At 33.4% G+C, this 24,485-nt stretch carries 21 protein-coding genes and 2 pseudogenes; 18 read left to right on the forward strand and 5 right to left on the reverse strand.

Annotation, left to right across the window (positions count from 1 at the left end):
* Positions 1 to 63: 63 nt before the first annotated feature.
* From murQ to ACNQGJ_RS05755, 5 genes are all read right to left on the reverse strand, one after another.
* Positions 64 to 891: an N-acetylmuramic acid 6-phosphate etherase gene (gene murQ / locus ACNQGJ_RS05735; protein ID WP_417972076.1), complete on the reverse strand. Its 828-nt coding sequence runs from the start codon at positions 889 to 891 to the stop codon at positions 64 to 66.
* A 111-nt stretch (positions 892 to 1,002) separates the two neighbouring features.
* Positions 1,003 to 2,199, reverse strand: a complete 1,197-nt coding sequence (locus tag ACNQGJ_RS05740; protein ID WP_417972078.1) for an exo-beta-N-acetylmuramidase NamZ family protein — start codon at positions 2,197 to 2,199, stop codon at positions 1,003 to 1,005.
* 220 nt (positions 2,200 to 2,419) lie between these two features.
* Positions 2,420 to 3,355, reverse strand: a complete 936-nt coding sequence (locus ACNQGJ_RS05745) for a hypothetical protein (RefSeq protein ID WP_417972080.1) — start codon at positions 3,353 to 3,355, stop codon at positions 2,420 to 2,422.
* A gap of 26 nt (positions 3,356 to 3,381) precedes the next feature.
* Positions 3,382 to 4,980, reverse strand: coding sequence for a SusD/RagB family nutrient-binding outer membrane lipoprotein (locus tag ACNQGJ_RS05750; protein ID WP_417972084.1), 1,599 nt, complete (start codon positions 4,978 to 4,980; stop codon positions 3,382 to 3,384).
* Positions 4,981 to 4,992: 12 nt separating this feature from the next.
* Positions 4,993 to 8,061, reverse strand: coding sequence for a SusC/RagA family TonB-linked outer membrane protein (locus tag ACNQGJ_RS05755; protein WP_417972086.1), 3,069 nt, complete (start codon positions 8,059 to 8,061; stop codon positions 4,993 to 4,995).
* A 245-nt stretch (positions 8,062 to 8,306) separates the two neighbouring features.
* Between ACNQGJ_RS05755 and ACNQGJ_RS05760 the strand changes: the two genes are divergently transcribed.
* The 18 genes and pseudogenes from ACNQGJ_RS05760 (at position 8,307) to ACNQGJ_RS05845 (ending at position 24,215) form a co-directional block, all read left to right on the forward strand.
* The gene (locus tag ACNQGJ_RS05760) at positions 8,307 to 9,056 is read left to right on the forward strand and encodes a DeoR/GlpR family DNA-binding transcription regulator (RefSeq protein ID WP_417972088.1); all 750 of its coding nucleotides are present in this window, start codon (positions 8,307 to 8,309) and stop codon (positions 9,054 to 9,056) included.
* A gap of 133 nt (positions 9,057 to 9,189) precedes the next feature.
* Complete coding sequence (nagB, locus tag ACNQGJ_RS05765; protein ID WP_417972090.1) at positions 9,190 to 11,115, forward strand: glucosamine-6-phosphate deaminase; 1,926 nt, start codon at positions 9,190 to 9,192, stop codon at positions 11,113 to 11,115.
* A gap of 170 nt (positions 11,116 to 11,285) precedes the next feature.
* A pseudogene (locus tag ACNQGJ_RS05770) lies at positions 11,286 to 12,016 on the forward strand (FAD-binding oxidoreductase); the annotation flags it as partial.
* Between the two features lie 44 nt (positions 12,017 to 12,060).
* Positions 12,061 to 12,192 (forward strand): annotated as a pseudogene (locus ACNQGJ_RS05775) (hypothetical protein); the annotation flags it as partial.
* A 21-nt stretch (positions 12,193 to 12,213) separates the two neighbouring features.
* On the forward strand, positions 12,214 to 12,360 hold the full coding sequence (locus ACNQGJ_RS05780) for a hypothetical protein (protein WP_417972092.1): 147 nt from the start codon (positions 12,214 to 12,216) through the stop codon (positions 12,358 to 12,360).
* 250 nt (positions 12,361 to 12,610) lie between these two features.
* A complete protein-coding gene (locus tag ACNQGJ_RS05785; protein WP_417972094.1) occupies positions 12,611 to 13,669 on the forward strand; it encodes a glycoside hydrolase family 130 protein in 1,059 nt (352 codons plus the stop codon).
* Complete coding sequence (locus tag ACNQGJ_RS05790; RefSeq protein ID WP_417972096.1) at positions 13,669 to 14,958, forward strand: MFS transporter; 1,290 nt, start codon at positions 13,669 to 13,671, stop codon at positions 14,956 to 14,958. The genes ACNQGJ_RS05785 and ACNQGJ_RS05790 overlap by 1 nt, the downstream gene beginning before the upstream one ends.
* 495 nt (positions 14,959 to 15,453) lie before the next feature.
* On the forward strand, positions 15,454 to 16,725 hold the full coding sequence (locus ACNQGJ_RS05795) for a site-specific integrase (protein ID WP_417972098.1): 1,272 nt from the start codon (positions 15,454 to 15,456) through the stop codon (positions 16,723 to 16,725).
* Between the two features lie 87 nt (positions 16,726 to 16,812).
* Positions 16,813 to 17,085, forward strand: a complete 273-nt coding sequence (locus ACNQGJ_RS05800) for a hypothetical protein (protein ID WP_417972100.1) — start codon at positions 16,813 to 16,815, stop codon at positions 17,083 to 17,085.
* 49 nt (positions 17,086 to 17,134) lie between these two features.
* Positions 17,135 to 18,154, forward strand: a complete 1,020-nt coding sequence (locus ACNQGJ_RS05805; RefSeq protein ID WP_417972102.1) for a hypothetical protein — start codon at positions 17,135 to 17,137, stop codon at positions 18,152 to 18,154.
* Positions 18,155 to 18,239: 85 nt separating this feature from the next.
* Positions 18,240 to 18,527 (forward strand): hypothetical protein, encoded by a 288-nt coding sequence (locus ACNQGJ_RS05810; RefSeq protein ID WP_417972104.1) that lies wholly within the window; start codon positions 18,240 to 18,242, stop codon positions 18,525 to 18,527.
* Between the two features lie 4 nt (positions 18,528 to 18,531).
* Complete coding sequence (locus ACNQGJ_RS05815; RefSeq protein WP_417972106.1) at positions 18,532 to 19,083, forward strand: hypothetical protein; 552 nt, start codon at positions 18,532 to 18,534, stop codon at positions 19,081 to 19,083.
* A gap of 4 nt (positions 19,084 to 19,087) precedes the next feature.
* Positions 19,088 to 19,792, forward strand: a complete 705-nt coding sequence (locus ACNQGJ_RS05820) for a hypothetical protein (protein ID WP_417972108.1) — start codon at positions 19,088 to 19,090, stop codon at positions 19,790 to 19,792.
* Between the two features lie 577 nt (positions 19,793 to 20,369).
* On the forward strand, positions 20,370 to 20,549 hold the full coding sequence (locus ACNQGJ_RS05825; protein ID WP_417972110.1) for a hypothetical protein: 180 nt from the start codon (positions 20,370 to 20,372) through the stop codon (positions 20,547 to 20,549).
* A 13-nt stretch (positions 20,550 to 20,562) separates the two neighbouring features.
* A complete protein-coding gene (locus tag ACNQGJ_RS05830; RefSeq protein ID WP_417972112.1) occupies positions 20,563 to 21,297 on the forward strand; it encodes a hypothetical protein in 735 nt (244 codons plus the stop codon).
* Between the two features lie 90 nt (positions 21,298 to 21,387).
* Complete coding sequence (locus tag ACNQGJ_RS05835) at positions 21,388 to 21,687, forward strand: hypothetical protein (RefSeq protein WP_417972114.1); 300 nt, start codon at positions 21,388 to 21,390, stop codon at positions 21,685 to 21,687.
* The gene (locus ACNQGJ_RS05840) at positions 21,684 to 21,962 is read left to right on the forward strand and encodes a hypothetical protein (RefSeq protein WP_417972116.1); all 279 of its coding nucleotides are present in this window, start codon (positions 21,684 to 21,686) and stop codon (positions 21,960 to 21,962) included. The genes ACNQGJ_RS05835 and ACNQGJ_RS05840 overlap by 4 nt, the downstream gene beginning before the upstream one ends.
* Positions 21,963 to 21,968: 6 nt before the next feature.
* Complete coding sequence (locus tag ACNQGJ_RS05845) at positions 21,969 to 24,215, forward strand: hypothetical protein (protein ID WP_417972118.1); 2,247 nt, start codon at positions 21,969 to 21,971, stop codon at positions 24,213 to 24,215.
* Positions 24,216 to 24,485 lie beyond the last annotated feature (270 nt).

The raw sequence follows: 24,485 nt of genomic DNA on the forward strand, positions 1-24,485 counted from the left end.
TTTGTATCTTTATAGGTTTATTGTTTTTTATGAATCTGTAACAGATTTAAAATGGTTTGCTGATTAAATTTCTAGATTTTTATTTTCAGCCAATAAAACGGCTCTGACGCTTTTGTGTTCTTTTAGTAATTCAAAAGCTAATTTTTCGTCAATGTGTAGTTCTTCTACAATCATTTCAACACCTCTTTGTACTAGTTTTTTATTAGACAATTGCATGTCGATCATTTTGTTGCCATATATGCGCCCTAGTTTAATCATAACAGATGTTGAAATCATGTTTAAAACTAATTTTTGTGATGTTCCAGCTTTCATTCTCGTGCTTCCGGTAAGAAATTCTGGACCTACAATCAATTCGATAGGATAATCAGCTTGTTTTGAAACCAGACTTTCACTATTACAGGAAATACTTCCAGTTGCGATATTGTTTTCTTTCACTTTTTTTAATCCGCCAATAACATAAGGAGTATTTCCCGAAGCTGCAATTCCTATAACCACATCTAAACTAGAAATGTCGTAGGCTGATAAATCTCTCCAAGCTTGATCAATGTCATCCTCGGCATTTTCTACTGCTTTTCTAATGGCTGAGTCGCCACCTGCAATGATGCCAATAATCCAATTGTCCGGAACGCCAAAAGTAGGCGGACATTCTGAAGCATCAAGAATACCGATTCGTCCTGATGTACCCGCACCGATATAAAATAGTCTTCCACCAAGTTTCATTTTAGACACAATAATATCAACCAATTTTTCAATATTTGGGATTTGTTTTTCTATTATATCCGCTACTTTTTTATCTTCATTATTTATATTAGAGAGTAGTTCATTAGTACTCATTTTATCTAAGTTTGAATAGAGAGATTCTTGTTCAGTATCAGGATTAATTTTTGCCATTTCTTATTTTTTTACGGATTGGAGATTTTTTTATTTTTTGTCGGCCAGATTCAATGTTTGTATTTTATTAAAATAGTGTTCTGTTTTATTTGGCAATAAACAAGCATTTATTTAGTAGATTATATACTTCATACGCATTTTTTTAAATGCTGTCAATCCATTTTTCCAACTTTTTCTTATTTTATTTTCTGAAATTCTACTTTCAATTTGCTGCTGTAATTTTTTTGTTCCAGAAAGTTTTGTGAAAAAAGGATTGAAGAATTTAGTTTTGTCACTGGTATTTTGATAGGCTTTAATCAACCATTTTAATTCCAATCGAGTTAGCTTTGGGTAAGTTGTTAAATCTTCTCCAAAACACTTTTTTCCATTATAAATAGGGTCTTTGGCTCCGAAATTTGGTTTTGGAATAAAAGTAAAAGTGCTTTTCGTTAAAAAAGGAGAACCATAAATTTGAAATTGTTTTTCGGTTCCTCTGCCCACACTCACATTGGTCCCTTCAAACAAGCACAAACTCGCGTATAGATTTATGGATTGGTCATTTGGTAAATTTGGAGATGGTTTTAGAGGTAAGCTATATTCCATTTTTCGATTATAATCAACACAAGAAATAACGGTCAATTTACATTGTGCCGCATTTTTAAGCCATTTTTCTCCATTTATCATTTGTGCATATTCCCCGATAGTCATTCCGTGAAGTAACGGGATATGGTGCATGCCTACAAAACTGGTAAATTCTTTTTCTAAAAGTGGACCATCAATGATACTGCCATTAGGGTTTGGTCTGTCAAGAATTAAAAGAGGAATTCCGTTTTCTGCACAGGCTTCCATGACATAATGCAAAGTCGAAATGTAGGTATAAAAACGTACGCCAACATCTTGTAAATCAAATAACATAATGTCAATTCCAACTAATTGTGTTGCTTTTGGTTTTTTATTATCACCGTAAAGAGAAATAATTGAGAGTCTGGTTTTGGCATCTTTTCCGTCAACGACATGTTCTCCGGCATCAGCAGTTCCTCTAAACCCATGTTCAGGAGCAAAAATGGTTTGGATGGCTATTTTTTTTTCTAATAAAAAATCTACTAGATGTATTTTATTAGAAAGAATGCCAGTCTGATTGGTAACGATTCCAACCTTTTTATTTTGTAATAAAGGCAGGTATTTATCGTAATTATCAGCGCCTGTTTTAATTTTTACAGAATCAATTGAGATTCTTTTTTTTGCAATGTTATCTTTTGAATAAGAATAGCAACTGATAGTAATCATTACGATCAATAAATAAATATTTTTTTTTAAAATAAAATACATTGTAGTGTTTTTTAAAAGTGATTAATAAAATTACTATGTTCAATTATAGATATGCCATTGATTTAAGTTCATAGCGAACCATTCCATAAAAGAAATAGACTTATAGTTTTAAAAAAAAAATCTATTTTTTTACAGGGAAAAAACTACTTGTACGATGGGTTGAATGAGATTAGTTAACAAAAAACCACTTAAGAATTTTCTGAAGTGGTTTTTCTAAATCTTATTTATTGGTATAAAAAGTTATTACAGGAATGTTTACGGTTGTGCTAGGCGCTCCTGCGGATAATCCACCAGCATAACCCCTGCAATAAATAGTGTAAATTCTACCTGCTCTAGGAACAAAAATACCAGTTCCTATATTAGCTTGATTTGCTACAAGTGCTGGAGCAGTAAGAGTTGAATTGTTTGCTGCGGATCCTGCTAAACGCAATTGTAATTGGTAGCCTCTTGTATCAGTAGGATCTTGTGGCTCTACAGCAATGAATTTTTCGTCACCGCCTTTGAAAGTTATATTCTTATAGGTTTGAATCTCTTTTGTAATTACAGGTGTAACTCCACTGATTGAAGTTGTTTTTATAATTCCTAAGTCATAACCAACTACAGGAGAGTTAGTAATCACATTGATAAAGCGAATGTAAGCTTTTGTTTTGTCCAAATTGGCTACTGATAAATCATCATTGATTTGAAACATTGAATAAGTAAAAGGTGCAACTGTTGGTAATGATCCAATAAGGAAATTGGTGTAGAATTTGCCTTTCTCGGTTACTAGTTTACCAACATAACGTTCTACCGTCGGAATTTGAGGAACTGTCGCAGTAGCGGCAATTACAGGAGATATAGCGCTTAAGGTCTGTTCACCTGATTTTACCATACTATAACTGGTAGACGCTGGATATTGCAATCCATAAGAAGTTCCAACAGGAAGACCAACATTAACCCCAACAGAAGAGATTTTCTCCGCTCCCATAAAATAATTCACTTGAAAATTTGTTCCGTTCGCACCAACTGCGGCGTGAATAAATTTCACGTTTGAAGTGTTTTCAAATGCAGTTGTTGCATAAGGAGTGAAATCGTGTTCCTCTCCACAAGAGGCAATCATTACCACTCCCAGAAGTGGTATGATGGACTTTTTAATTGTGTTAAATATATTTTTCATGTAATAAGTTTTATAGGTTTGATAAATTACAGTTTAGAGAACCACATTTCTACAGTATGGTAATCCACTTTGTCTGCACCAATTGCTTGTAAAGCTGCAAAATTCCATACATACTCTGAGTTAAATCTTGGACGAACTCGGTATGGTAATTTTTCATTATTATCAACAAATAAGCTGATTGGGAAAGCCATCGTCTTGTAAATATTTACATTATCGTAGTGGTATTTACGCATATCTGTCCAAGCTTCTAAGTTTCCAAAACCAAAAAGAGAAATGTATTTTTGAAGGATGATATGACTCATTGTCAAGTCAGCTTCAGCCGGAACCACATTTACGTTAGCAAGAAAAGTTATTTTTTCTGTAGCCGATATAGCTGTTGTGATTGGATAAGACGTACTGGTAATGGTATTTGCATTTACGAAATCGATACTGGCTTCAATTCCTTTTTTGTATGCTGTCAAAGCCATAACTTTATCTCCTTTTATGAAAGCAGCTTCTGCTTTAATGAATTGAATTTCGGCATAAGTCATGATTGGAAACGGTGCTTTGTCTCTAAAAATATATCTGCCAGGTGTTGTAATACTTCCTGCTAAAAAAGTACCCCAAAGATTAGGAATTCTAATTGGTCCAACAGTTGATGAAGCCGAAGTGTTTAATGGATTACCTATAAAAGTATATTTAGTTGGGTCTGGATTTGCTGCCGATGCCGGAGCTGTTTGAGATGTTCCAATGGATGGTGCTAAAATTCTTGACATACGAGGGTCGATTGCTCCTGTGAAAACAGATCCATTCATAACTCTAACCATAAAATCAGTTTGACGGAATGTAGAGTAGTTATTTCTACCTGGTCCGTTGAAATTGCTATCAGCTCCCACCGATCCATTGTAATTAATCAATGCATTGTCTGCATTTGACGCCAAAGATTTATCGCAGGCTTCAATTACAGCTGTCGGGTTGTAACTAGCTTTGTTTATTTGGTTATTCAAATTACGTGCTACAATACCCCAAGCAAATTTGGTCCATTTGGCTCTATCGCCGTTATACATTTTGTCTCCAACAGCAGTGTAAGTACTAGAAACTTTACCATCTGTACGCGCCAAGTCAACAACACCTTCGTTTATCAGACGCAACACTTCGGCATACACTTTTTCTTGTCCCACATAATCAAAGGACATTCGTTGTGTAAATGCCTGATCAAAATCAATCAATTCTGAATGATAATCTGTGGAAACTTGCCAAGACCAAGCTCTAATTACTTTTGAAATACCAGTAATGTCATGACGTTCTTCGGTAACTGCTTTCTCTTGCATTCTGGTCAAATTTAACCCGATGGAAAAATAAGCCATTTTCCAAATTTCACCTCCTTGGTCATTATTTGCAACGTATCCGTATCTGTCCCAATCGTTTCCAGTTGTCGCATTACTGAAATATTGAACGTACCTTCCTAAATACCGATTATCAAACTGCAAACCCACGGCCATTTGTTGCTCAATTGGTGGCATTAAAGCTTGGGCAGAAACATCTACTGGAAAACTTGGGTTTTCATTTAAATCTTGCAAGTTGTCACACGAAACAACAGCGGTCAACAGACCTATTGCAGCTATATATTTTTTTATGTTTTTCATTTTCTTTAAGTATTAAAATCCTAATTTTACTCCAATGTTCAAACCCCTTGGTGTAGAAACTGTCCCAAAGTCAAAACCTGCTCCCCCTGCTCCTCCAGAAGAGGCATTTAAACCATTAACCGCAGGATCTGCGCCGGTGTAATTGGTTATCATAAACGCATCGGTCAATGTTACGTTAAGTGAAAGCGATTTAATAGCAGTTTTATCCAATTTTTCTGGCGACATTCTATAGCTGAACGTAATATCTCTCATACGCAACCAATTAATATCTTTTTCAATAAAGTCAGCATCAACTGCACCAGATCTATAATATTCATTTTGATAATAAGGGGTTACGTTAACGTTATTCTGTGTAGGAGTAGCTGTATTTTCTAATCCATCTCTCAATACACCTTGTACAACACGGGGTTGTTCTCGGTCTAAAGTTCTAGTCGAGATTCCATTTTGGTACATCCAAAATTCGGTTCCATTGAATATATCTCCCCCTTTTCGTAGGTCTAACAACATCGACAAACTTACATTTTTATATCTAAAAGTGTTTTGAAAACCAAGTACAAAATCTGGATTTCTGTCACCAGCGATAACAAAGTTTGGATTTTTAAGAGGATAACCAGTGCTTGGATCAACTAATATTTGTCCTGCATTATTTCTTAAATAATCTACAGCTGTTATTGTAGTTAAGGGACCACCTACTTTTACACCACCTCTAACATTTCCATAAAGCCATGTATCAGAAAGATAATATTCTGATACCGCAGCAGGAAGATTCAATAATTCGGAACGTGTTTTATTGAAATTAGCGCTCAAATCCCAAGAAAAATGGGTTGTTTTCACAGGAGTGGCATTCAAAGTGATTTCTAAACCTTCATTTCTTAAGTCTCCAAAATTAGCAGATGTTAAAACGAACCCTGTACCGTAACTTAAACGCATATTTTTCAAGATTGGATCCACTGTTTTGGTGCTATACACTGTAACATCTAACCCTATACGGTCCTTAAAAAATTTCAATTCTGTACCAAATTCAACAGACTTACGGAATTCAGGAACTAAATTTGGATTAGCGCCTGTTACTCCATAAGCATATCCGCCATTTGTTGTTAACTGTGGTTGATAAATGGGTACTGCAGAATAAGGAGAAGGTATGTTTGCCGCCTCCGCGTATGAGGCTCTTATTTTTCCATAAGACAATATTCCATTGTCTTTTAAGCCAGGTAAATTAGAGAACATAAAACTGGTTGAGGCAGAAGGATAAAAGAAAGGCTCAGGCAATACTGAAACCCAGTCTTTACGGCCTGTCAACGATAAATAAACAATCTTGTCATAATCAAAATTCAATTCTGTAAAGAAACCTATGATTCGACTTTGAATAATTCTTTCTTGAGATCTTTGTGTTGTAGCCTCGGTATTATTAATAGAATTAAAATTTGGATCAAAATACTTGTTTCCGGATGTGGATAAAATTCTAAAATAGTTATCATTAATAGCATTACCAAGTAAAATTTTGGTATTGAATTTTCCGAAAGATTTGTTGGCAGTTGCCAAGAAAGTTGTATTCAAGTTACTTGTACTATTATAGTAAGTTTCTATGAAGCCTCCTGTTGATATACCACCAGCTGATTCTGGGTGAATTGCTCTGTATCCTTGACCCGAATTAACATCCCAACCTGCACGGGCAGTAAAATTTAACCATGCTGTTGGATCATAAATTAACCCAACATTTGTAACAAAACGGTTGTTGAAATCTTCAGACAAGTTTTTGTTTACATCCCAAAAAGGGTTGTCAGTTTCAGTGTCCAATGCTCCAGAAGTGATTTTTCTTCTTGATCCATCTGTATTTAAATAATTACGAACATCATCATCTTGAGGCCAACCTAATAATGTGAGCAAATATCCATTGCTACCAGTTAATCCTCCAGATCCACCTTTAGATGCTTTTTGATTGTCCGATTTAGTAAAACTAAAGGTCCCTTCTGATCTAAATTTCGGAGAAATTTTTGCAGTGGCATTTAAGCTGGCATTTAAACGGTTGTATGATGTATTAGGTGTAACCCCTTCTTGATCTAAATTACTCAAAGATAATCTGTATGAAGTAGTTTCTGTCCCTGCTTCAAAAGATAAGTTGTGTGTTGTAGAAGTTCCTACTTTAAAGAAATTACCAACATTGTCATAAAATTTTGTGTCAGGAGCAAATGCGTCTCCTAATTGTCTTCTGTAATCTGTATTTGTTACTCCGTCTGCACCTCGTTGATACACTGATTGAGTTTCTGGAAAACGATAGATTTGATCCAGTCTGGTATTGGTAGAATAATTAATTCTTCCTACTCCTTTTCTACCTTTTTTTGTAGTAATAACAATGGCACCATTACCTGCTTGCATACCATAAAGCGCAGCAGCCTCTGGACCTTTAAGAATCGTAACAGACTCGATGTCTTCCGGGTTGATGTCTGCACCTCTATTAGTGTAATCTTGGTTTCTGTTTGGCGCATTGGAAATCATCAAGCCTTGATCCAATGTTTCGTTGCTTACCGGTAAACCGTCTACAATATATAAAGGAGAATTGTTACCGCTTAAAGAGTTCACGCCTCTTAATTGTATTGCAGCAGAAGCTCCTGGCGCTCCAGTACTACTTGTCACTGTTAAACCGGCAACACGTCCTTGCAGAGCGTTGGCAAAATTTGCACGTTGTGTATCGGCGATTTCTTGACCTTTAACCGCCTGTACGGAATATCCTAAAGAAGATTTATCTAAAGTCCTGCCCATAGATCCTATAATTACTACTTCTTTTAAGCTTTCAACACTTTCGGTTAAAACTACATCCATTGAAGCGCCCGTAACTTTTATTTCTTTAGTTTCGAAACCAATATAACTGAAACTAAGTATTTGCCCTGATGATGCAGCGATTCTGTAATTACCATCTAAGTCAGTAGTGCTTCCATTATTACTTCCTTGAATAAGCACAGAAACCCCCGGTATAGGAATTCCGTCCGTTTTGTTTTTGACAGTTCCAGTAATTGTTTTCGTTTGTCCAAATGTAACTTGAACGAAAAAAAACAATAATGAAATTAGAAATATTTTCTTCATAATTATTGTGGTTTAGGGTTATTAAACAAATATATATTTATTTATTGCATATAAATGCAAAATTTGGTATTAATTTTTTTTAAAACAAACTAAATAACGCAATAAAATGCATTTTTCGCTTAAAAACAGGCTTTATATCTGTAGATTAATGATTTTGATGAGGTGGTCTGTTGCGGTTAGTGTTATATCTCGACTTTCGAATTGAAATATTTGATATATTTGTCCTGAATTTTTAATTTTAAAAAATGCTAAAAGCCGAAAGACATAAATACATAATGACTAAACTTATTGAAGATCAAAAGGTTGTTACAGCTAACTTGGCTTTGGCTTTAGCTTTGTCAGAAGATACAATAAGGAGGGATTTAAATGAGTTAGATAACAAGAATCTTCTTGAAAAAGTTTACGGTGGAGCCATACAAAGCGTCGAAAAGTCAGTTGACGTTTTCGATATCGTCATAATGGCTGAGGAGGAAAAGAAAAAAATTGTTACTAAAGCATTGTCTTTGTTGCATGATGGACAGGTTATTATAATGAGTGGAGGGAGTACTAATTTGGTTTTTGCTAAGTTAATCCCTTCTGATTTAAAGGCTACTATCTATACTTATAGCTTACCTATAGCGATGCAGTTGTCTCAGCATCCCAATATAGATTTAATATTTATAGGCGGAAAAATGCAGAAAAATGCAATGGTTACCATAGGAATGGATGTGATTCAAGTTTTATCAAAGATTAAAGCGGATATTTGCTTTATAGGAGCCAGCAGTATTAATGTAAAACAGGGGTTGACAGAAGTCGGGTATGAGGTTTCTATCGTCAAAAAAGCAATGATAGAGTCATCTGACAAAGTAGTTTCTATGTTTGCTTCTATTAAATTGAATACTAAAATGCCGCATATTGTTTGTGATCTCAATCAGTTAGATACCATTGTAACGGATTTAGATCCGGAAGATTTAAGGTTGGAAGAATATCGAAAGCTAGGGGTTCTTATATTGTAACTTAAATTGTAATTAAAAATTTGCGTTATTTTGCGTTATTTTAGTTTATTTCTATAAAATAACGCAAAATAAAATATTTATTTTGTTTTTTGTATATATTTGTTAAACTAATTTTTTAATTAAAAGATATATTATGAAAACGAAAACTTCTTTGGCTTACAACATACCTGGAAAATTTGAAGAAACTCGATTTGAAAAAAATCATAATGTAATTTTTAAAAGTTCTGTAGAAGCTTCAAAGGTTGTTGCTCAGGAAGTAGCAACATTAATCAAATCTAAACAGGCCGAAAATAAATCTTGTGTCCTTGGCTTGGCTACAGGGTCTTCGCCTATAAAAGTGTATGAAGAATTAGTTCGAATGCACCAAGAGGGTGAACTTAGTTTTCATAATGTTATCGCTTTCAATCTGGATGAATATTATCCGATGACTAAAGAAAACCGCCAAAGCTACCATTATTTTATGCATCAGCATTTGTTTAATCATATCGATATTAAACCTGAAAATATAAATATTCCAGATGGAACAGTTGTATTAGAGGAACTGAATCAATATTGCATGGATTATGAAACAAAAATAAAAAATGCAGGAGGAATTGATTTTCAGCTTTTAGGAATTGGTCGTACCGGACACGTAGGTTTCAATGAGCCGGGTTCTCACATTAACTCCGGAACCAGAATTATAACATTAGACCACATTACCAGAGTCGATGCTTCTTCGGATTTTAATGGTATTGGTAACGTTCCTAAAAGAGCGATTACCATGGGAGTTTCAACAATTCTTAGATCTAAAAGAATTGTTTTGATGGCTTGGGGGCAAAATAAAGCGGTTGTTATTAAAAAGACAATTCAAGGCGAAATCACGTCAGAAGTTCCTGCTTCTTTTTTACAGAATCATTCGAATGCTACTTTTGTTTTAGACCAATTTGCGGCTTCCGAATTAACAAGATTTAAAACACCATGGCTCGTTGGTGAATGTATTTGGACACAGGAATTAAAAAGTAAAGCAATTATTTGGCTGTGCAAAGAAACCAAACAATCGATATTAAAACTTACCGATAGGGATTACAATAATAATGGGATGTCAGATCTTTTAGCACAAGAAGGTTCTGCTTATGATTTGAATATTAATATGTTTAACGTTTTACAACATACCATAACGGGTTGGCCGGGAGGAAAACCCAATACTGATGATTCTCACAGACCCGAAAGAGCTAATCCTGCAAACAAAAGAGTTATTCTTTTTAGTCCACATCCAGATGATGATGTAATTTCTATGGGTGGGACATTTTCTAAATTAATAAAACAAGGACATGACGTGCATGTTGTGTATCAAACTTCCGGAAACATAGCAGTTACGGATGACGAAGCATTAAAGTTTGCTGAAGTAGGTCGTGATTTTATCGAAAAAGAGAAGAGTGAAATTAATTTCTCATCAGTTATTAATTTTCTAAATAATAAAACCGAAAACCAAGTTGATTCTTTGGAAGTTCGAAAATTAAAAGGTCTAATAAGACGACGTGAATCGTATGCTGCTACCAGATACATAGGTTTAAAAGATGAAAAAACGCATTTTTTAGACCTACCTTTTTACGAAACCGGGCAAATAATGAAAAATCCTTTAGGTCTGGATGATATTGCTATCGTGAAAGACATTATTGCCAAAATAAAGCCTCATCAAGTTTTTGCTGCTGGAGATTTGGCAGATCCGCACGGTACTCATGAAGTATGTTTGAATGTTATATTTCAGGCAATGAAGCAGTTAAAATCAGAATCTTATATGAATAATTGTTGGTTGTGGTTGTATAGAGGTGCGTGGCATGAATGGGATATTCACGAGATAGATATGGCTGTGCCTTTGAGTCCAGACGAAGTAATTATTAAAAGACATGCCATTTTGTACTATCAATCTCAAAAAGACAGAGTGATGTTTCAAGGAAACGATTCCAGAGAATTTTGGGTAAGAGCTGAGGAGCGTAATAAAAATACAGCAAAACTCTATGATGATTTGGGTCTTGCAGAATATGAGGCGATTGAGGCTTTTAAACGTTTTGATTATTAGAAAAATTAAAAGTTCTAAATGTTTAAAGGATGAATTTAACTGTAGATGTTGCTTTTCGCAAGAGTCGGCAGCTGATTGAAATTATTAGTTGACTGAGTTTCTTGCGAAAAGTATTCATCAGAATGTGAAATATTTTATTTTTTAGAAATAATAGCAATTTACTCCATTAAATGTCAATCACGCCTCAACTAGAACAATTATCTCAATCATTAGAAAGAACACTTTTATATGGTGATCTCCGTAAAATACTGAATGCCACGGATGCCTCTGCTTACCGAATTGTACCACTTGTTGTCGCGTTCCAAAATCAGAGGTCGATATTATAAAAATTATTCGCTTTACTGCAAAAAATAAAATTTCAATTAGGCCCCGAACTGCCAGAACTTTCTTAGCAGGACAAACGGTAGGTAATGGAATAATCGTAGATGTTTCAAAACATTTTACGAAAATTGTCGCTTTTGATTCGGTAAAAAAAAACGGTTACAGTACAACCGGGAGTAATTCGGGACGAACTGAATTTATTTTTAAAACCGTACGGATTGTTTTTTGAATCCAATACTTCAACCTCAAATCGCTATGATAGGAGGAATGGTAAGCAATAATTCATCTGGAACCACATCAATACGTTATGAAGTTACCCGAGATAAAATAGTGGACATTAAAGCAGTTTTGAGTGATGGAAGTTCAGTGGTATTTAGAAATGAGTTCGGCGGAATTCCTTGAAAAAACAAAGGGAAACACGCTTGAGAGTTCAATTTATAGGACCATTCATGAGGAACTTTCGAATTCAGAAAACCAAAAAGAGATTATCAAGCAATTCCCAAAACCGGAAATTCACCGAAGAAATACGGGTTATACTATTGATATATTATTAAAATCGGAACTTTTTAGAGGAACAGAAAACAAACAGGGGATTATTCCGGAGCCATTGCTATCATCAATCAAATTAGAACCAGAGCGAGAACTACCGTAACAGCATTAGGAACAATTCCGCCTGCCGGAACTTTACCTGACAGAGGAGCATCTTTAGATAAAACGGCTGTAAAAGGCTGTTTAATTTCAGAAAGAAGAACAGAACTTGGTTTTGAAAATCAAAGAATGCTCGATTTAAAAAGATGGGGAATTGCAAAAGCAGTTATGATAACTCACGGGAGAAGTTTCCAAGACAAACACTTATTGTATCCAATCCCTCAATTAGAAATTGATGCATTCGCTAGGACTTTGACACAAAATCCAGGGTATTAATGTTTTAATATAGTGGTTTGGTTTAATTAATATTATTTGAGAAGTAGCAGTTGCATTTAAAAAAATTGCTGCTTCTCTATTTATATTTTGAAATAATCATCCAAATTGGCATTCTAAAGGACAGCAATGGAAATTGTATCAATAAAATAAATAAATTTACTAATAAACTATTCCTTTTAAAATAACAATTGAGTATCTCCCAAAGGGATCCGGACTTTAAAAATAAATTATAAAATAAAAAGAGATTCGCATGAAAGATATCGCAAAACGTTTCACAGAAAATCCATTATTATCCCCGGCAGACCTACCTGCAAGTAGAGAAGGTTTACAAATTACCTGTCTTCTTAATCCAGGTGTATTTCAATTTGAAGGAAAAACATGGTTGATTGTTCGCGTAGCCGAAAGACCGGAACAAAAAGAGAACATTATTTCTTTCCCTATTCTAACGGAAACTGGAGCTATTAAAATTATCGAAATTCCTACAGATGATCCGGATTTAGACGCAAGTGATGCAAGGGTAATTAATTATAAAGGAGTGGATTACTTAACTACCTTATCCCACCTTCGATTACTATGCAGCGATGATGGTATCAAATTTTATGAGCCTGAAAATTATCCGTTTTTAGTTGGTGAGGGAATGCTGGAAACGTTTGGAGTAGAAGATTGCCGAGTGGCTTTACTCGAAAATAAATATTACCTTACCTATACAGCGGTATCTGATAATGGAGTAGGAGTAGGTTTGCGTACGACCACCGATTGGAAAAATTTTGAATCGCACGGAATGATATTGGCACCACACAATAAGGATTGCGCCATTTTTGATGAAAAAATAAATGGTATGTATTACGCTTTGCACCGTCCAAGCAGTGTTGATATTGGTGGGAATTATATTTGGATAACTTCATCTCCTGATGGGCTGCACTGGGGAAATCATCATTGTATTATTATAACCAGAACCGGTTTATGGGATAGTAAAAGGGTGGGTGCCGGAGCGGCTCCCATAAAAACAGAAAAAGGCTGGTTAGCCATTTATCACGGTGCTAATGCAGCACATCAATATTGTTTAGGCGCCTTTTTAATGGATTTAGAAGATCCTACAAAAGTAATTGCACGAACAGAAGAACCTATTATGGTACCTACCGCAACCTATGAATTGAGTGGTTTTTTTGGAAATGTAGTGTTTACTAACGGGCATGTTGTACATCCTGATGGTGATACCGTTACTATTTATTATGGTGCTTCGGATGAGTTTGTTTGTGGTGCGGAGTTTTCCATCAAAGACATTTATTCACTTCTAAAATATAACTAATGTTCAAGAAACTAAAAACAGAAATTGACCATTTTAAAAGCCAAACCCATAATTTTCGTATCCTAATTTTTACCAATTTAGTTTATGCTCTGGTATTGCCTGTAATTGATATTTTTGTGGCTGCCTACATTATGAGAAATTCCAGCGATACTTCAAAAGTTGTTATTTATCAATTGGCAATTTATACAGGAATTCCACTTACTTTCATATTAAATGGTTTTCTTTTGAAACATTTTAATATTCGGAAATTATATTCGGCCGGAATGATGTTTAGTGGCGTTTCGATGATTATTATGATGTCGTTGAAGACATTAGATTTAACAGGAATTGGAATAGCAGGCATCACTATGGGGCTTTCTTTCGGATTATACTGGTCGAATAGAGATTATTTAGCTTTAGCTATAACAAATGATGCCAATCGAAACTATTATTACGGATTGGAGACTTTTATTTATACCATTATTGCTATCGTAATACCTGCAACTATTGGCTGGTTTATTCAATCTAAAATAGGGGAAGATCAAAAACATGGAGCCTATTTGACCATTACAGGAATTGTTTTTCTTATTACGATTGTGGCATCAATCGTTTGTTTTAAAGGTAAATTTGAAAATCCTGCCCAAAAACAATATATCTTTTTTAAATTTCATCCGTTATGGTATAAACTATTGTCTTTGGCCACGTTCAAAGGTTTGGCACAAGGCTTTTTGGTTACTGCTCCTGCAATGCTTATTTTTAAAATATTAGGGGAAGAAGGAGTATTAGGAAAAGCGCAATCTATTGGAGCAATTTTAGCAGCTGTCATAATTTATTTCATCGGACGTTTTTCTAAACCATCCGACAGAATCAAAATATTTTCCGTAGGACTTATTTTATTTGCTTTAGGAGCCTTTTTAAATGGGCTTTTGTTCGATAAAACCGGAGTAATAGTGTTTTTGTTATTATTGCTTATTGCAAAGCCTTTAATGGATTTAGCCTATTTTCCAATTCAGTTGAAAGTAATTGATATTGTATCTCATATAGAAAAAAGAGGCGAGTTTACTTATATCTTAAACCATGAAGCGGGGTTATACATCGGAAGGCTTTTGGGTGCGGGTACTTTTTTAGCATTATATTATGCTGTTTCTGAAGATTTTGCTTTACGCTATGCCATCGGGATAATTGCCTTATTACAACTGTGTTCTATTTTTATAAGTAAAAAAATTATAGCCGAAGGGAAATTGCTTTCCCCGGATGAACCTGTAATTGATAGCAAAGTACGGAGCGAAGTTGCCGAAAAAATGGTATAATACCAATTAGTGTCTAAAATAGAGTTACAATTAAATCTGGATATACTAACAAAAATAGAACAGCAAGTTAAGAAAAATTGAAACCTAAGCTAAGAACTTTTTTCTATATCCGCAATAAGATAAGACTCATGAGCTTTTAAAAATTTAACATAATAATTTATAATGCTTTAAAGGATTCGAACTGGTAAAATCAGCAAACACAAGAAATTATTAATCAATTAAAACTACTGACGATTTTGTCGAACAAAAAAAAGCCTGCAAAATTAAAACTTTGCAGGCTTTTCAATTTTCTTGTGACCACGGTGGGAATACTTATATACAATGTAGCTACTTTCTAAAAAGTCTTGATTTATTGCTAAAGTATTAATAAAATCAATGTGTTATAAAATTTAAATAAATTTTTTAAATTGCAGTAAAATGTATTAAATTTCATTAAGTTGTATTTTATAATACAGATTTACGTATTTTTGTATTATAGAAATTAATTCGATCTAAATGGCAACCGTGCATTTTTTATACCGTTCAGTCAGAAGCAAAGCAAAGCTTGAAGTTAGGCTTCAACACACGCATAAAACATCTGAAAATACTACAAACTATATTTGGACAGCCAAAACTAAAATTGAAGTTACAGAAAACTTTTGGACAAAGCAACGAAAAGTAAAAAGTAAGGGTAATATTGATATAAGCAATGAGCAGACACGAGTAAATAATTTGTGTAATGCTCTTGATAATTTTATTTTAAAGTGTTTCAATACAACAACACCTGAAGCGATCACAAGAGACTGGCTTCAAACTCAAATTAATCATTATTACAGTCCACCAATTGAAAAGCCGCTAGAAATAATTCCGGTTAATCTAATTGATTATTTTGACTATTACATTAAACACAAGGAAAACCGCCCTTCTGATGTATTGATAAGAAAAATAACAGTTGTAAGACGAAAATTAGAAAGACTGGAAAAATTTAGAAAAAAACAAATACTTGTAAAGGATATCAATAAGCAATTCAAAAATGAATTTCAAAATTATTGTGATAATGAAAAGTACAGTCGATTAACTACTCAAAGAGATTTTGCCGAAATAAAAACAATTTGTTTAGATGCCAGAAGTAAAGGAATTGCAACGAGTTTGGAACTCGACAAATTGAGTTTTAAGCGTGAAAAAGCAACCAATATTTATTTGACCATTGACGAACTTCAAAAGATTGAAAATATTGAAAAAAGCAAATTAGCTGACTATTTGGAAAATGCACGAGATTGGCTTTTAATATCTTGTTTCACTGCGCAAAGAATTTCTGATTTTATGCGATTTACTGCCGATATGATACGCATTGAAGACGGTCATTATTTTATTGAATTTACCCAAGTAAAAACAGATAAAATAATGACGGTGCCATTACACCCGAAAGTAATTGAAATACTAAGTAAAAGAAACGGAGATTTTCCAAAAGCAATATCGAGTCAAAAGTATAATGACTACATTAAATTAGTTTGCGAGATTGCAGAACTTACACAAGAAGTTTACGGGAGCAAATTAACCGAAACAGCCCCAGAAAGCGGAATATTTAGAAAAGAAACTAAAATGTTCAGAAAGTGCGATTTGGTCAGCAGTCATATTGGCCGAAGAAGTTTTGCAACAAATTTCTATACCAAAATACCAACCACGCTGCTAAAGAATATTACAGGACACACAACAGAAGCAATGCTTTTGAATTATTTAGGAAAAAGCAATAAGGATTTAGCAAAAGAAACCCATAAATATTTTTAAAACTGGAATAGGTGAAACAGTTCCAGTGGAACCCAGGCGGGTGAAAAGTTTGTAAACTGCATTTGTCCAGAACTAAAACTAATGATAATGAAAACAATCACTATTCCAATTGAAGAATATAATAGTTTGTTAGAAATAGACGAAAAATACAATGTTCTGCGGGGGACATTAGAAAAGGCTAATGAATTATTCAAAAGCCTTGGTGAAGAGCTTGGGAGCGACACAAAACAAAGTGTTGCTGCCAAGCCCAAGCCTAAAACTAAACCGAAAGAAACGAAACAGGAAGCAATTGACAGGTTTACAAAGTTAATTGAAAGCGGGCAACGAGCAAAAAAACCGGAATACTTGAAAAAGAAATGATAAGGATGTTCTGGAACAATACTAAGAATAATTTATAGAAATTTAAAAAATGAGCGATAGCGTATCAAAAAAAACAGAGATTAATCAATATTTAATTAATGAGATCAATATTGAGATTTTTAATAAAATAAAAAAAGAAGATCATGTATTCAAAGAAGATCTGGTTTTTTTTAACAATTTATTCAATGATTTTACTTTTTTTAAAACAAACTCAAATAACTACTCAAACCTTTATTCTTATTTTAAGGTAAATAATATAGTTAACAATTCTAGGTTACGATTTGATATAAGTAATCATGAGCACTTATCACCCGACAACTTTGAAAAAGAGTTACTTTTTATTAGGTATCAATTAGGGTTTTATGAATCATTATTATTGCTGGTAAACAATGAATACGATGTTGAAAAAAGGAATGGAGTTTTAAAACAGTCAATTGGTTTAATTGGCAAATTAATAGAAAGTTATACGTTTTGTCAAGATAGAATATTTGATATTTTCCATAATATCGATATGGTTGATAGTTTCGAAAGTTTAATAGAAATCGTTGAAGATATTGAGGATATTGATGAACGTATAGAATTTGTTCATAAGGCAAAGCACAAGTATTTAGAATGTGTTGACTATTTTATAATTAATGAAAACGACATTCCTTTTGATATAAGATGCGATTCTGAAATTAAAAAACTTAAAGAATTAAAAAAACATTTAGATTCTGGATATTTTACTGTAACAAATTCATCTCAACAATCCGGAGCTGTTAAACTTGATGCAGTTATAAAAGAACTTCATAAAACTATTTTTAAAAGCAATGCATTTGAAGTATTTGAAAAATATCACAGTTCCAAAAATTTAGCAGAAAATAGTAAAACAGAATTAAGTCTGCTTTTTCAGTTATTTACTAATGATGGCCTTTTCTTAGAAACTATTGAATTGAAGCATTATATAAAATGGCTGAACAGAACTTATGGCTATGATTTAACGGAATTAAAAAAGATAAACATAGAATCAAAGCCAAATATTCAAAAGGCAAACGATTACAAAGAATACAAAAGTACAACCTTAAAATAACCTTGAAATAGGTCAAAAAGTACTTCTTCATAGGTCAATTTCTTACCAACATTTGCAATGTTAATAATCTTAAAACATTGTAAATATGGAAGCAAATTCTATTATACTTCAAAATCTAAACTCAGAGCAACTTTCGGAGCTTATGGGTAAAGTTGTAAAAACCCACCTAGAAATCTTCAGGAAAGAGTTTACAACTCAAAACGCCAATGATGATTTAATGAGCCGAGAGCAAGTCTTAAGCTTTCTACAAATTGATCCATCAACTTTATGGCATTGGCAAAACAAAGGAAAAATTATTGTCTACAAATTTGCGAACAAATGTTACTATAAGCGTAGTGAGTTAATGCAAACTATAGCACCTTTAAAAAAATAAGGCTATGCATGGAGGAGGAGACACGCAAAGCCTTGATTTTAAAAGTTTAGAACAAGGCAAAATTACAAAATTACGTTATACCAAACCTGAAAGCGTAAAAATACTGGAAACTATAGCTCTTGACAAGCTCAAAGAACGCTATCCAAACAATCCATATTATCCAAAATTCACTTATACCGATGCTACAACCAACGGACTGACTAAGTGTGTAGTTGAATTTATAAACCTCAACGGTTTCCAAGCTGAAAGGATCAATTCTACTGGAGCAATCAAGGACGGCCGTAAAACATCTAAAGATGTATTAGGGAACATAAGAACTATTGGAAGTGTTCAGTGGATAAAAGGCAGCGGCAAAACCGGAACTGCTGATATTTCAGCTACTATAAAAGGTAGAAGTATTAAGATTGAGATTAAATGCGAGGCCACAGGCGATAATAAACAATCCAGAGAACAAATAGAGTATCAAAAACAAATTGAACGTGCTGGAGGTGTTTATATCGTAGTTAGAAATTTCACTCAATTTTATGATTGGTTTATTGATTTTGTAAAAAAATGAGTTTATGGCAAAATCAAAGAATGATGAACGGTATTTAAATTTCCCTATTCAATTGTTAAGCGGTTTCGTAATAGATTCAAAAAAAGTGTTGGATAACATTTGCGATTATGCTGTTTATAAACATTCCTTAGATCTGGAGTTTGGAACAGATTTAGAAAAGGTGAAAGCAAGTTTAGGTTATTTCAATTTTCAAGAAAATTACGCACCAACTGCATTTAAAAATGGTAAAATTGTTTATGAAAGTATTCCAGTTGGTACACCCTATGTTGGTTTAAATCTTTCAATATTTTGGGATTTTTACAGAAATGATAAACACGAATTTGATAAAATATGTTTGCTAGGTTTTTTAGCTATTAAAAGCATATTACAGAAAAACACCTATTGTAAGATTGATAACAAGTTTTGGTTAAGCAGAATGGATGGTAGGCGTAAATCTGTTAATAGTAGCAACGAATTATCAAATGAAATTAGGATGTATGCAAATGAATATCAAACAAAGAAGATCAAAACAGCATTAAGAGATAACTGGGGTTTGGTTACATATTCACGCTATACAAGAGGATTTTACATTAGTTACAGCCTTACACTGGAGCAGCTTATTTATGAGGCTGAAAAACGAAGAAAAGCAACTAAAGAAAAGCAGTACAAACTCCAGGAAAAAGAAGCTTTAAAAAATGTGTTGGAAAGATTAACCGGAACACGAACATAGAACGACCATGACACGACCTATAAAAAAGGATTTTTGACATTTGTTTTTTTACAGTCATACTAATTTCATATTACCACACGAGCTATAATAAGGTATTATAAAAAGGACTTTAATAAGATTACTAAAAAAGATAATGAAAGAGTGTATATGATTTTTTCAAAATCAATTCCATATGCATTTTTTGAATTTGTAATCAAATAATAAAAACTGGGATCCATAAATTAATAATGATAAAATACAAAAGGATCTATAAGCCAGAACAAATTAATTTACTCAACCAATTTAGCAGGTAAAAGTACATGTTTACATCAAGGATTAATTTTTAATAACCATAAGGTAACCATAAGGATTTATTTTTTGATAACGGTGAGATTACGGTTAGGATTTATTTTTAATAACATCAAGTTTACATCAAGGATTGAAATTTTAAAAAACATAAAAGTTGACTTATTAATTTGATATATGGCAGTAAATAAAAAATCATTAGCAAACCTAAAACCCCTTAATTACCTCCTAAATTGACAGTTAACAAATGCAGAATTATAAAAAAAGTAACCAACAAACAAAAACAGAAATCATGAACAGAAAGCAACAGATTACTAATCTTCGAAATCGGATTAGCCAAGATCAGACAACTCTTAGTGAGTTAAAAGCAGCAGAAGAAAGGCAAGATCCGGACGAATTTTATCCTGGTAGTGCTGATCCTTCAGGCGATTTAACTTCGGAAGATCTAGACGATATTTTAAAACACATTTAAAAACAAAAAATCCATGAAAAAAGAAAGAATCTTAATCAGTCAAAACAATTCATTACTTAATGAAATATGCTCAGATTTACAACATTTCAAACCGTTGTTAGAAAATCTAAAAACAATTTATGAATCACTAGAAATAGGGCCTTTTAGTGATCAAATTTATAAGGAAATAGTTTATTCAGGAACTGCAGGAACATCCGAAAGATTTAGATCCAGTATTGAATCTGATATAAAAAGTACTGGTGTATTAAAATCAATTATCAAAGACAATATTAGATCAGGATCTGAAACGCTATTAAATCAATTTATAAACTGTGTTTCAGAATTAAAAAAATTTAAACCGGATACTTTCTCCAGAGAAAAGAGACTGAATTTAAAATACATTTCTTTTAATGATAAAGGGTTTGTAATAACTTCAGAAGATAAAGAAAACATATTGGAGGATGAATGCCGTATTTATATTGAAACGGATGCTGAACATGAACTTCACGAGGCTTTAATAAAATTTCTAAATGCCTTTCATGATTTTGATAAAAACATAGCTAAGTTGGGTATTATAAATAATCATCTAGCAAATAGATTAGGATCTATTGCCGAAATATTTTTGATACCAAAAGATGGAAAGTATGAAATTAAACCTGAGTCTATAAGATGGGCAATTAATCGGAGATCGTTCATGCAAAAAGGAAATGAAAGGACGTTGAGGTCTCAGGAACTAACTACTTTAAAGAGCGAAAAAATAGATCTATAAATCAAGTTAAAAGGGGAGCGTAAAAAGTTCCCTTTTTATCTAAAGTACGTAAAAAGTACGAGCAAAGTATGAATTTCAAATCTAAAAAGTATGGAAAACAAAAGGGTAAAAACGCCGGGAAGTGGCAGAGTCAAAGGCACTCCAAATAAAACTACAAGTGAAGCAAGAGAGCTTTTGCAAAAAATAGTTGGTAAGGAATTAGACAAACTTGGAACTTTATTATCAGGTTTGCCTCCATTGGAAAGGGTGAACGCTCTGGCAAAACTATTGCCTTACATACTGCCAAAAAAGCAAGAAGTTATTTTAGAGGAAAAACCGCCAATGACAGAAGAACAAAGAATAGCTAGAATGGAAGCGTTAAAAGCAAAACTTAACAGCTCAAAAATATGATTTCAGATGCAGAACTATTGGAGTTAGAAATATTACTGATTGACAAGTACCAAAATCATGTATTTGATAAAATATTCTATAATGAAATGACAGACGAAATCATTGCTGTTTTTGAGGACCTGAAATATTTATTAGTAAAAGAATATTCAGGGAGATATAGGGTATTTAGCAGTAAAGTGATTATGAGTTTAGATTTATTTGATCTTCTTAAAATGAAGTACTTCTCAACAAATGAAACAGTCCAGATCAAAACATTAAAAATTAATAATAATTAAAAAACCATGAGCAATTTTAATTTAGCATATTCAGACAGGATACGATATACATTGTATAATAAATCACAAGGCTCATTAGTAATAACTGAGCCTATTGGCTACGCAAATGACGAAAAAGAACTGGCACGTCATGAACAATATCACGGCATTATTTCAAGATTTTCTAATTCTTCAAAATTTATTGGCAGCGGTAAAGACTACATTCAATTGATTTATGATATCGAGGGAATCAATGCCGAAATTAAAATGAAGCGCGAGGAACGACACCCTCAAACGGATGATTGGACATTGTCCTATTCCGGTTATCTTGATCTTTCGACTTGGGAAACGGAGAACAATCAAATATCTATTAAATTTAATTCTGGAGGACTAGAGCAACTTTTAAAAGCCCGAGAATCGGAGCAAGTCGAAATTGACCGTAATACAACTATTGACGGTAAATCAATTGCAGCATTAGCGCCAATTACGGTAGCAATGGATGGGCGAAGAATCTTTCTAAAAACAAAATATGAAGTTGCCGAAACAGATAATTCATTACAATTACATAACGAAAGTAATGCTGGAAATATTAGGAGTCAAACCGCTGGAATTCCGTTTGCTGTTATCAATAAATCACATGAAAGCGCTCAAACAGTGCTTGACGGAGGTGTTGGAAACAAAGACAATGGCGACACTGGTATGATGTTTTTTGCGGTTTCAGACAGAAAAAGAAGGCTACGTGTGGTGATTGATCAACTTACATTTAACTATAAAATAGATAGGCAGGCAATTAAAGACGATTCAAATACGTATTTTAAAATAAGCCTGACAAAATTTAAAAGCGGATTCGATTACGCTACGCCTGAAAGGATACCGTTACTTAGTTTTAACTATAGCCAGATGATTGAAAATCACGACAGGAATTTTGCTTTAAACTACAGTGCGTATATTGATTTAGATATAGGAGAAAGTTTGTCGGTTGAGGCTTTCCAGAATGTAAATTTTAATTTCAGCAATAATGCGAGATTAAATATTACGTTATCGAACATATCGGGTAAATTATCTGTTGACGAAGATTCATTCTTTGAAAAATCACAAACTAAAGCAGTTTTAGCACATGAATTATTAGATAGGTTAGTGACCATTGGCACCAATAAAGAAAAAGCTTTTTACTCTGATTTTTTAGGAAGAACTGATTTAGGTTATGCAGCTGATGGATTAGGATCTCTTACCGGAATAACGCACGGTTTTTGGATTCGTGCATTTGGTAAATCAGCAACTCCTGCTGATGCGTTAAAAGAGGATAACTTATTCAAACCATTGACTACTTCATTCAAAGACGCTGTGGCTGCATTGGACGCTGTTTGGAATGTCGGCATCGGAATTGAAACCGTGGGAAATAAAGAGCGTGTTAGACTGGAAGAGTTATCTTATTTTTATAACAACAACGTGACAATTAGGCTGCCGTTCCAGGTTAAAAACGTAAAGAGATCCGTGGCAACAAACTACTATTATTCCGGATTAGAATTTGGCAGTGAAAAAGGCGGTGATTATCAGGAAGCAATGGGATTGGATGAGTATAACACCAAATCTACTTTTACAACAATAATAAATAGGGTGAAAGAAGTATATTCGAGAGTTTCAAAATATCGCACTGATTCTTATGGAATGGAATTTGCCAGACGCAAACCAAAATCACTTAACGATACCGAAGATACGCCGTATGACACTGATAATTTCATGTTAGATTTATTTAAAAACCCCGTGGGTATATTTGAGCAAAGATTATGGTTTAATAAATACGATCGGACTAAAGATGATTTCAAGAAAGAACCTACAGGTGTTTTTAATCCTGAATCAGCTACCAACTTGCGTTTTTCTCCATTCAATTGCTTATTACGTCACTCTTGGTGGTTTGGTGGAGGATTAAAGAAATATGCAACTGATTATGTCAGTTACGGAAGTTCAGTAGCCAGCAGCCAATTAAAAACAAAATTGACAGGCCAAAATGAATATGCCGAAAACGGGAATATCGTAAATTCTGAACTTATGAAAGCGAGATTCTTTCCAGAGTGGATAGAATTTGAACACATTTGTGATTTTGAAGTCATGCAAATGGTTGAAGGCAAAACGGTTATTTTAGGTAAAGAGATAATGAATTTTTATGGATTGGTAGAATTCATAAACGAAAATAAAGATATAGAAAAAGGATTTTTAATGAATTTAAAACCAAATAATAAGGGAGTTTGGGCGATTTTGAAGGCTAATAGATAAAGTATTGAGGTTGTATAATGTTAGTATTTAAAACAAAATGTAACAAAATATGTTCGTTTGGAATAATCTTTATTCATTTGTAGTTGATTTGTTTTAAATGGTATTTCGTATCAATAAAACTGTTGTATATTTGAAATGCAAACATTATAATAGGGTTAAGCTTCACCGCCTAACCAACATATCGGTTAAGGCGTTTTTTTATGCTCCAGCGAGATTTACAATATTGAAGATCGAGCCGTTAAAACCCCCGCAATAGTATTCGTAATGGTG

The sequence above is a fragment of the Flavobacterium cryophilum genome (genome assembly GCF_048286555.1).
GTDB lineage: Bacteria > Bacteroidota > Bacteroidia > Flavobacteriales > Flavobacteriaceae > Flavobacterium.

What these genes read in the sequence shown, in the direction of transcription:
- murQ (WP_417972076.1), bottom strand. Translation starts at nt 891, where the DNA reads ATGGCAAAAATTAATCCTGATACTGAACAAGAATCTCTCTATTCAAAC.
- ACNQGJ_RS05740 (WP_417972078.1), bottom strand. Translation starts at nt 2,199, where the DNA reads ATGTATTTTATTTTAAAAAAAAATATTTATTTATTGATCGTAATGATT.
- ACNQGJ_RS05745 (WP_417972080.1), bottom strand. Translation starts at nt 3,355, where the DNA reads ATGAAAAATATATTTAACACAATTAAAAAGTCCATCATACCACTTCTG.
- ACNQGJ_RS05750 (WP_417972084.1), bottom strand. Translation starts at nt 4,980, where the DNA reads ATGAAAAACATAAAAAAATATATAGCTGCAATAGGTCTGTTGACCGCT.
- ACNQGJ_RS05755 (WP_417972086.1), bottom strand. Translation starts at nt 8,061, where the DNA reads ATGAAGAAAATATTTCTAATTTCATTATTGTTTTTTTTCGTTCAAGTT.
- ACNQGJ_RS05760 (WP_417972088.1), top strand. Translation starts at nt 8,307, where the DNA reads ATGCTAAAAGCCGAAAGACATAAATACATAATGACTAAACTTATTGAA.
- nagB (WP_417972090.1), top strand. Translation starts at nt 9,190, where the DNA reads ATGAAAACGAAAACTTCTTTGGCTTACAACATACCTGGAAAATTTGAA.
- ACNQGJ_RS05780 (WP_417972092.1), top strand. Translation starts at nt 12,214, where the DNA reads ATGCTCGATTTAAAAAGATGGGGAATTGCAAAAGCAGTTATGATAACT.
- ACNQGJ_RS05785 (WP_417972094.1), top strand. Translation starts at nt 12,611, where the DNA reads ATGAAAGATATCGCAAAACGTTTCACAGAAAATCCATTATTATCCCCG.
- ACNQGJ_RS05790 (WP_417972096.1), top strand. Translation starts at nt 13,669, where the DNA reads ATGTTCAAGAAACTAAAAACAGAAATTGACCATTTTAAAAGCCAAACC.
- ACNQGJ_RS05795 (WP_417972098.1), top strand. Translation starts at nt 15,454, where the DNA reads ATGGCAACCGTGCATTTTTTATACCGTTCAGTCAGAAGCAAAGCAAAG.
- ACNQGJ_RS05800 (WP_417972100.1), top strand. Translation starts at nt 16,813, where the DNA reads ATGAAAACAATCACTATTCCAATTGAAGAATATAATAGTTTGTTAGAA.
- ACNQGJ_RS05805 (WP_417972102.1), top strand. Translation starts at nt 17,135, where the DNA reads ATGAGCGATAGCGTATCAAAAAAAACAGAGATTAATCAATATTTAATT.
- ACNQGJ_RS05810 (WP_417972104.1), top strand. Translation starts at nt 18,240, where the DNA reads ATGGAAGCAAATTCTATTATACTTCAAAATCTAAACTCAGAGCAACTT.
- ACNQGJ_RS05815 (WP_417972106.1), top strand. Translation starts at nt 18,532, where the DNA reads ATGCATGGAGGAGGAGACACGCAAAGCCTTGATTTTAAAAGTTTAGAA.
- ACNQGJ_RS05820 (WP_417972108.1), top strand. Translation starts at nt 19,088, where the DNA reads ATGGCAAAATCAAAGAATGATGAACGGTATTTAAATTTCCCTATTCAA.
- ACNQGJ_RS05825 (WP_417972110.1), top strand. Translation starts at nt 20,370, where the DNA reads ATGAACAGAAAGCAACAGATTACTAATCTTCGAAATCGGATTAGCCAA.
- ACNQGJ_RS05830 (WP_417972112.1), top strand. Translation starts at nt 20,563, where the DNA reads ATGAAAAAAGAAAGAATCTTAATCAGTCAAAACAATTCATTACTTAAT.
- ACNQGJ_RS05835 (WP_417972114.1), top strand. Translation starts at nt 21,388, where the DNA reads ATGGAAAACAAAAGGGTAAAAACGCCGGGAAGTGGCAGAGTCAAAGGC.
- ACNQGJ_RS05840 (WP_417972116.1), top strand. Translation starts at nt 21,684, where the DNA reads ATGATTTCAGATGCAGAACTATTGGAGTTAGAAATATTACTGATTGAC.
- ACNQGJ_RS05845 (WP_417972118.1), top strand. Translation starts at nt 21,969, where the DNA reads ATGAGCAATTTTAATTTAGCATATTCAGACAGGATACGATATACATTG.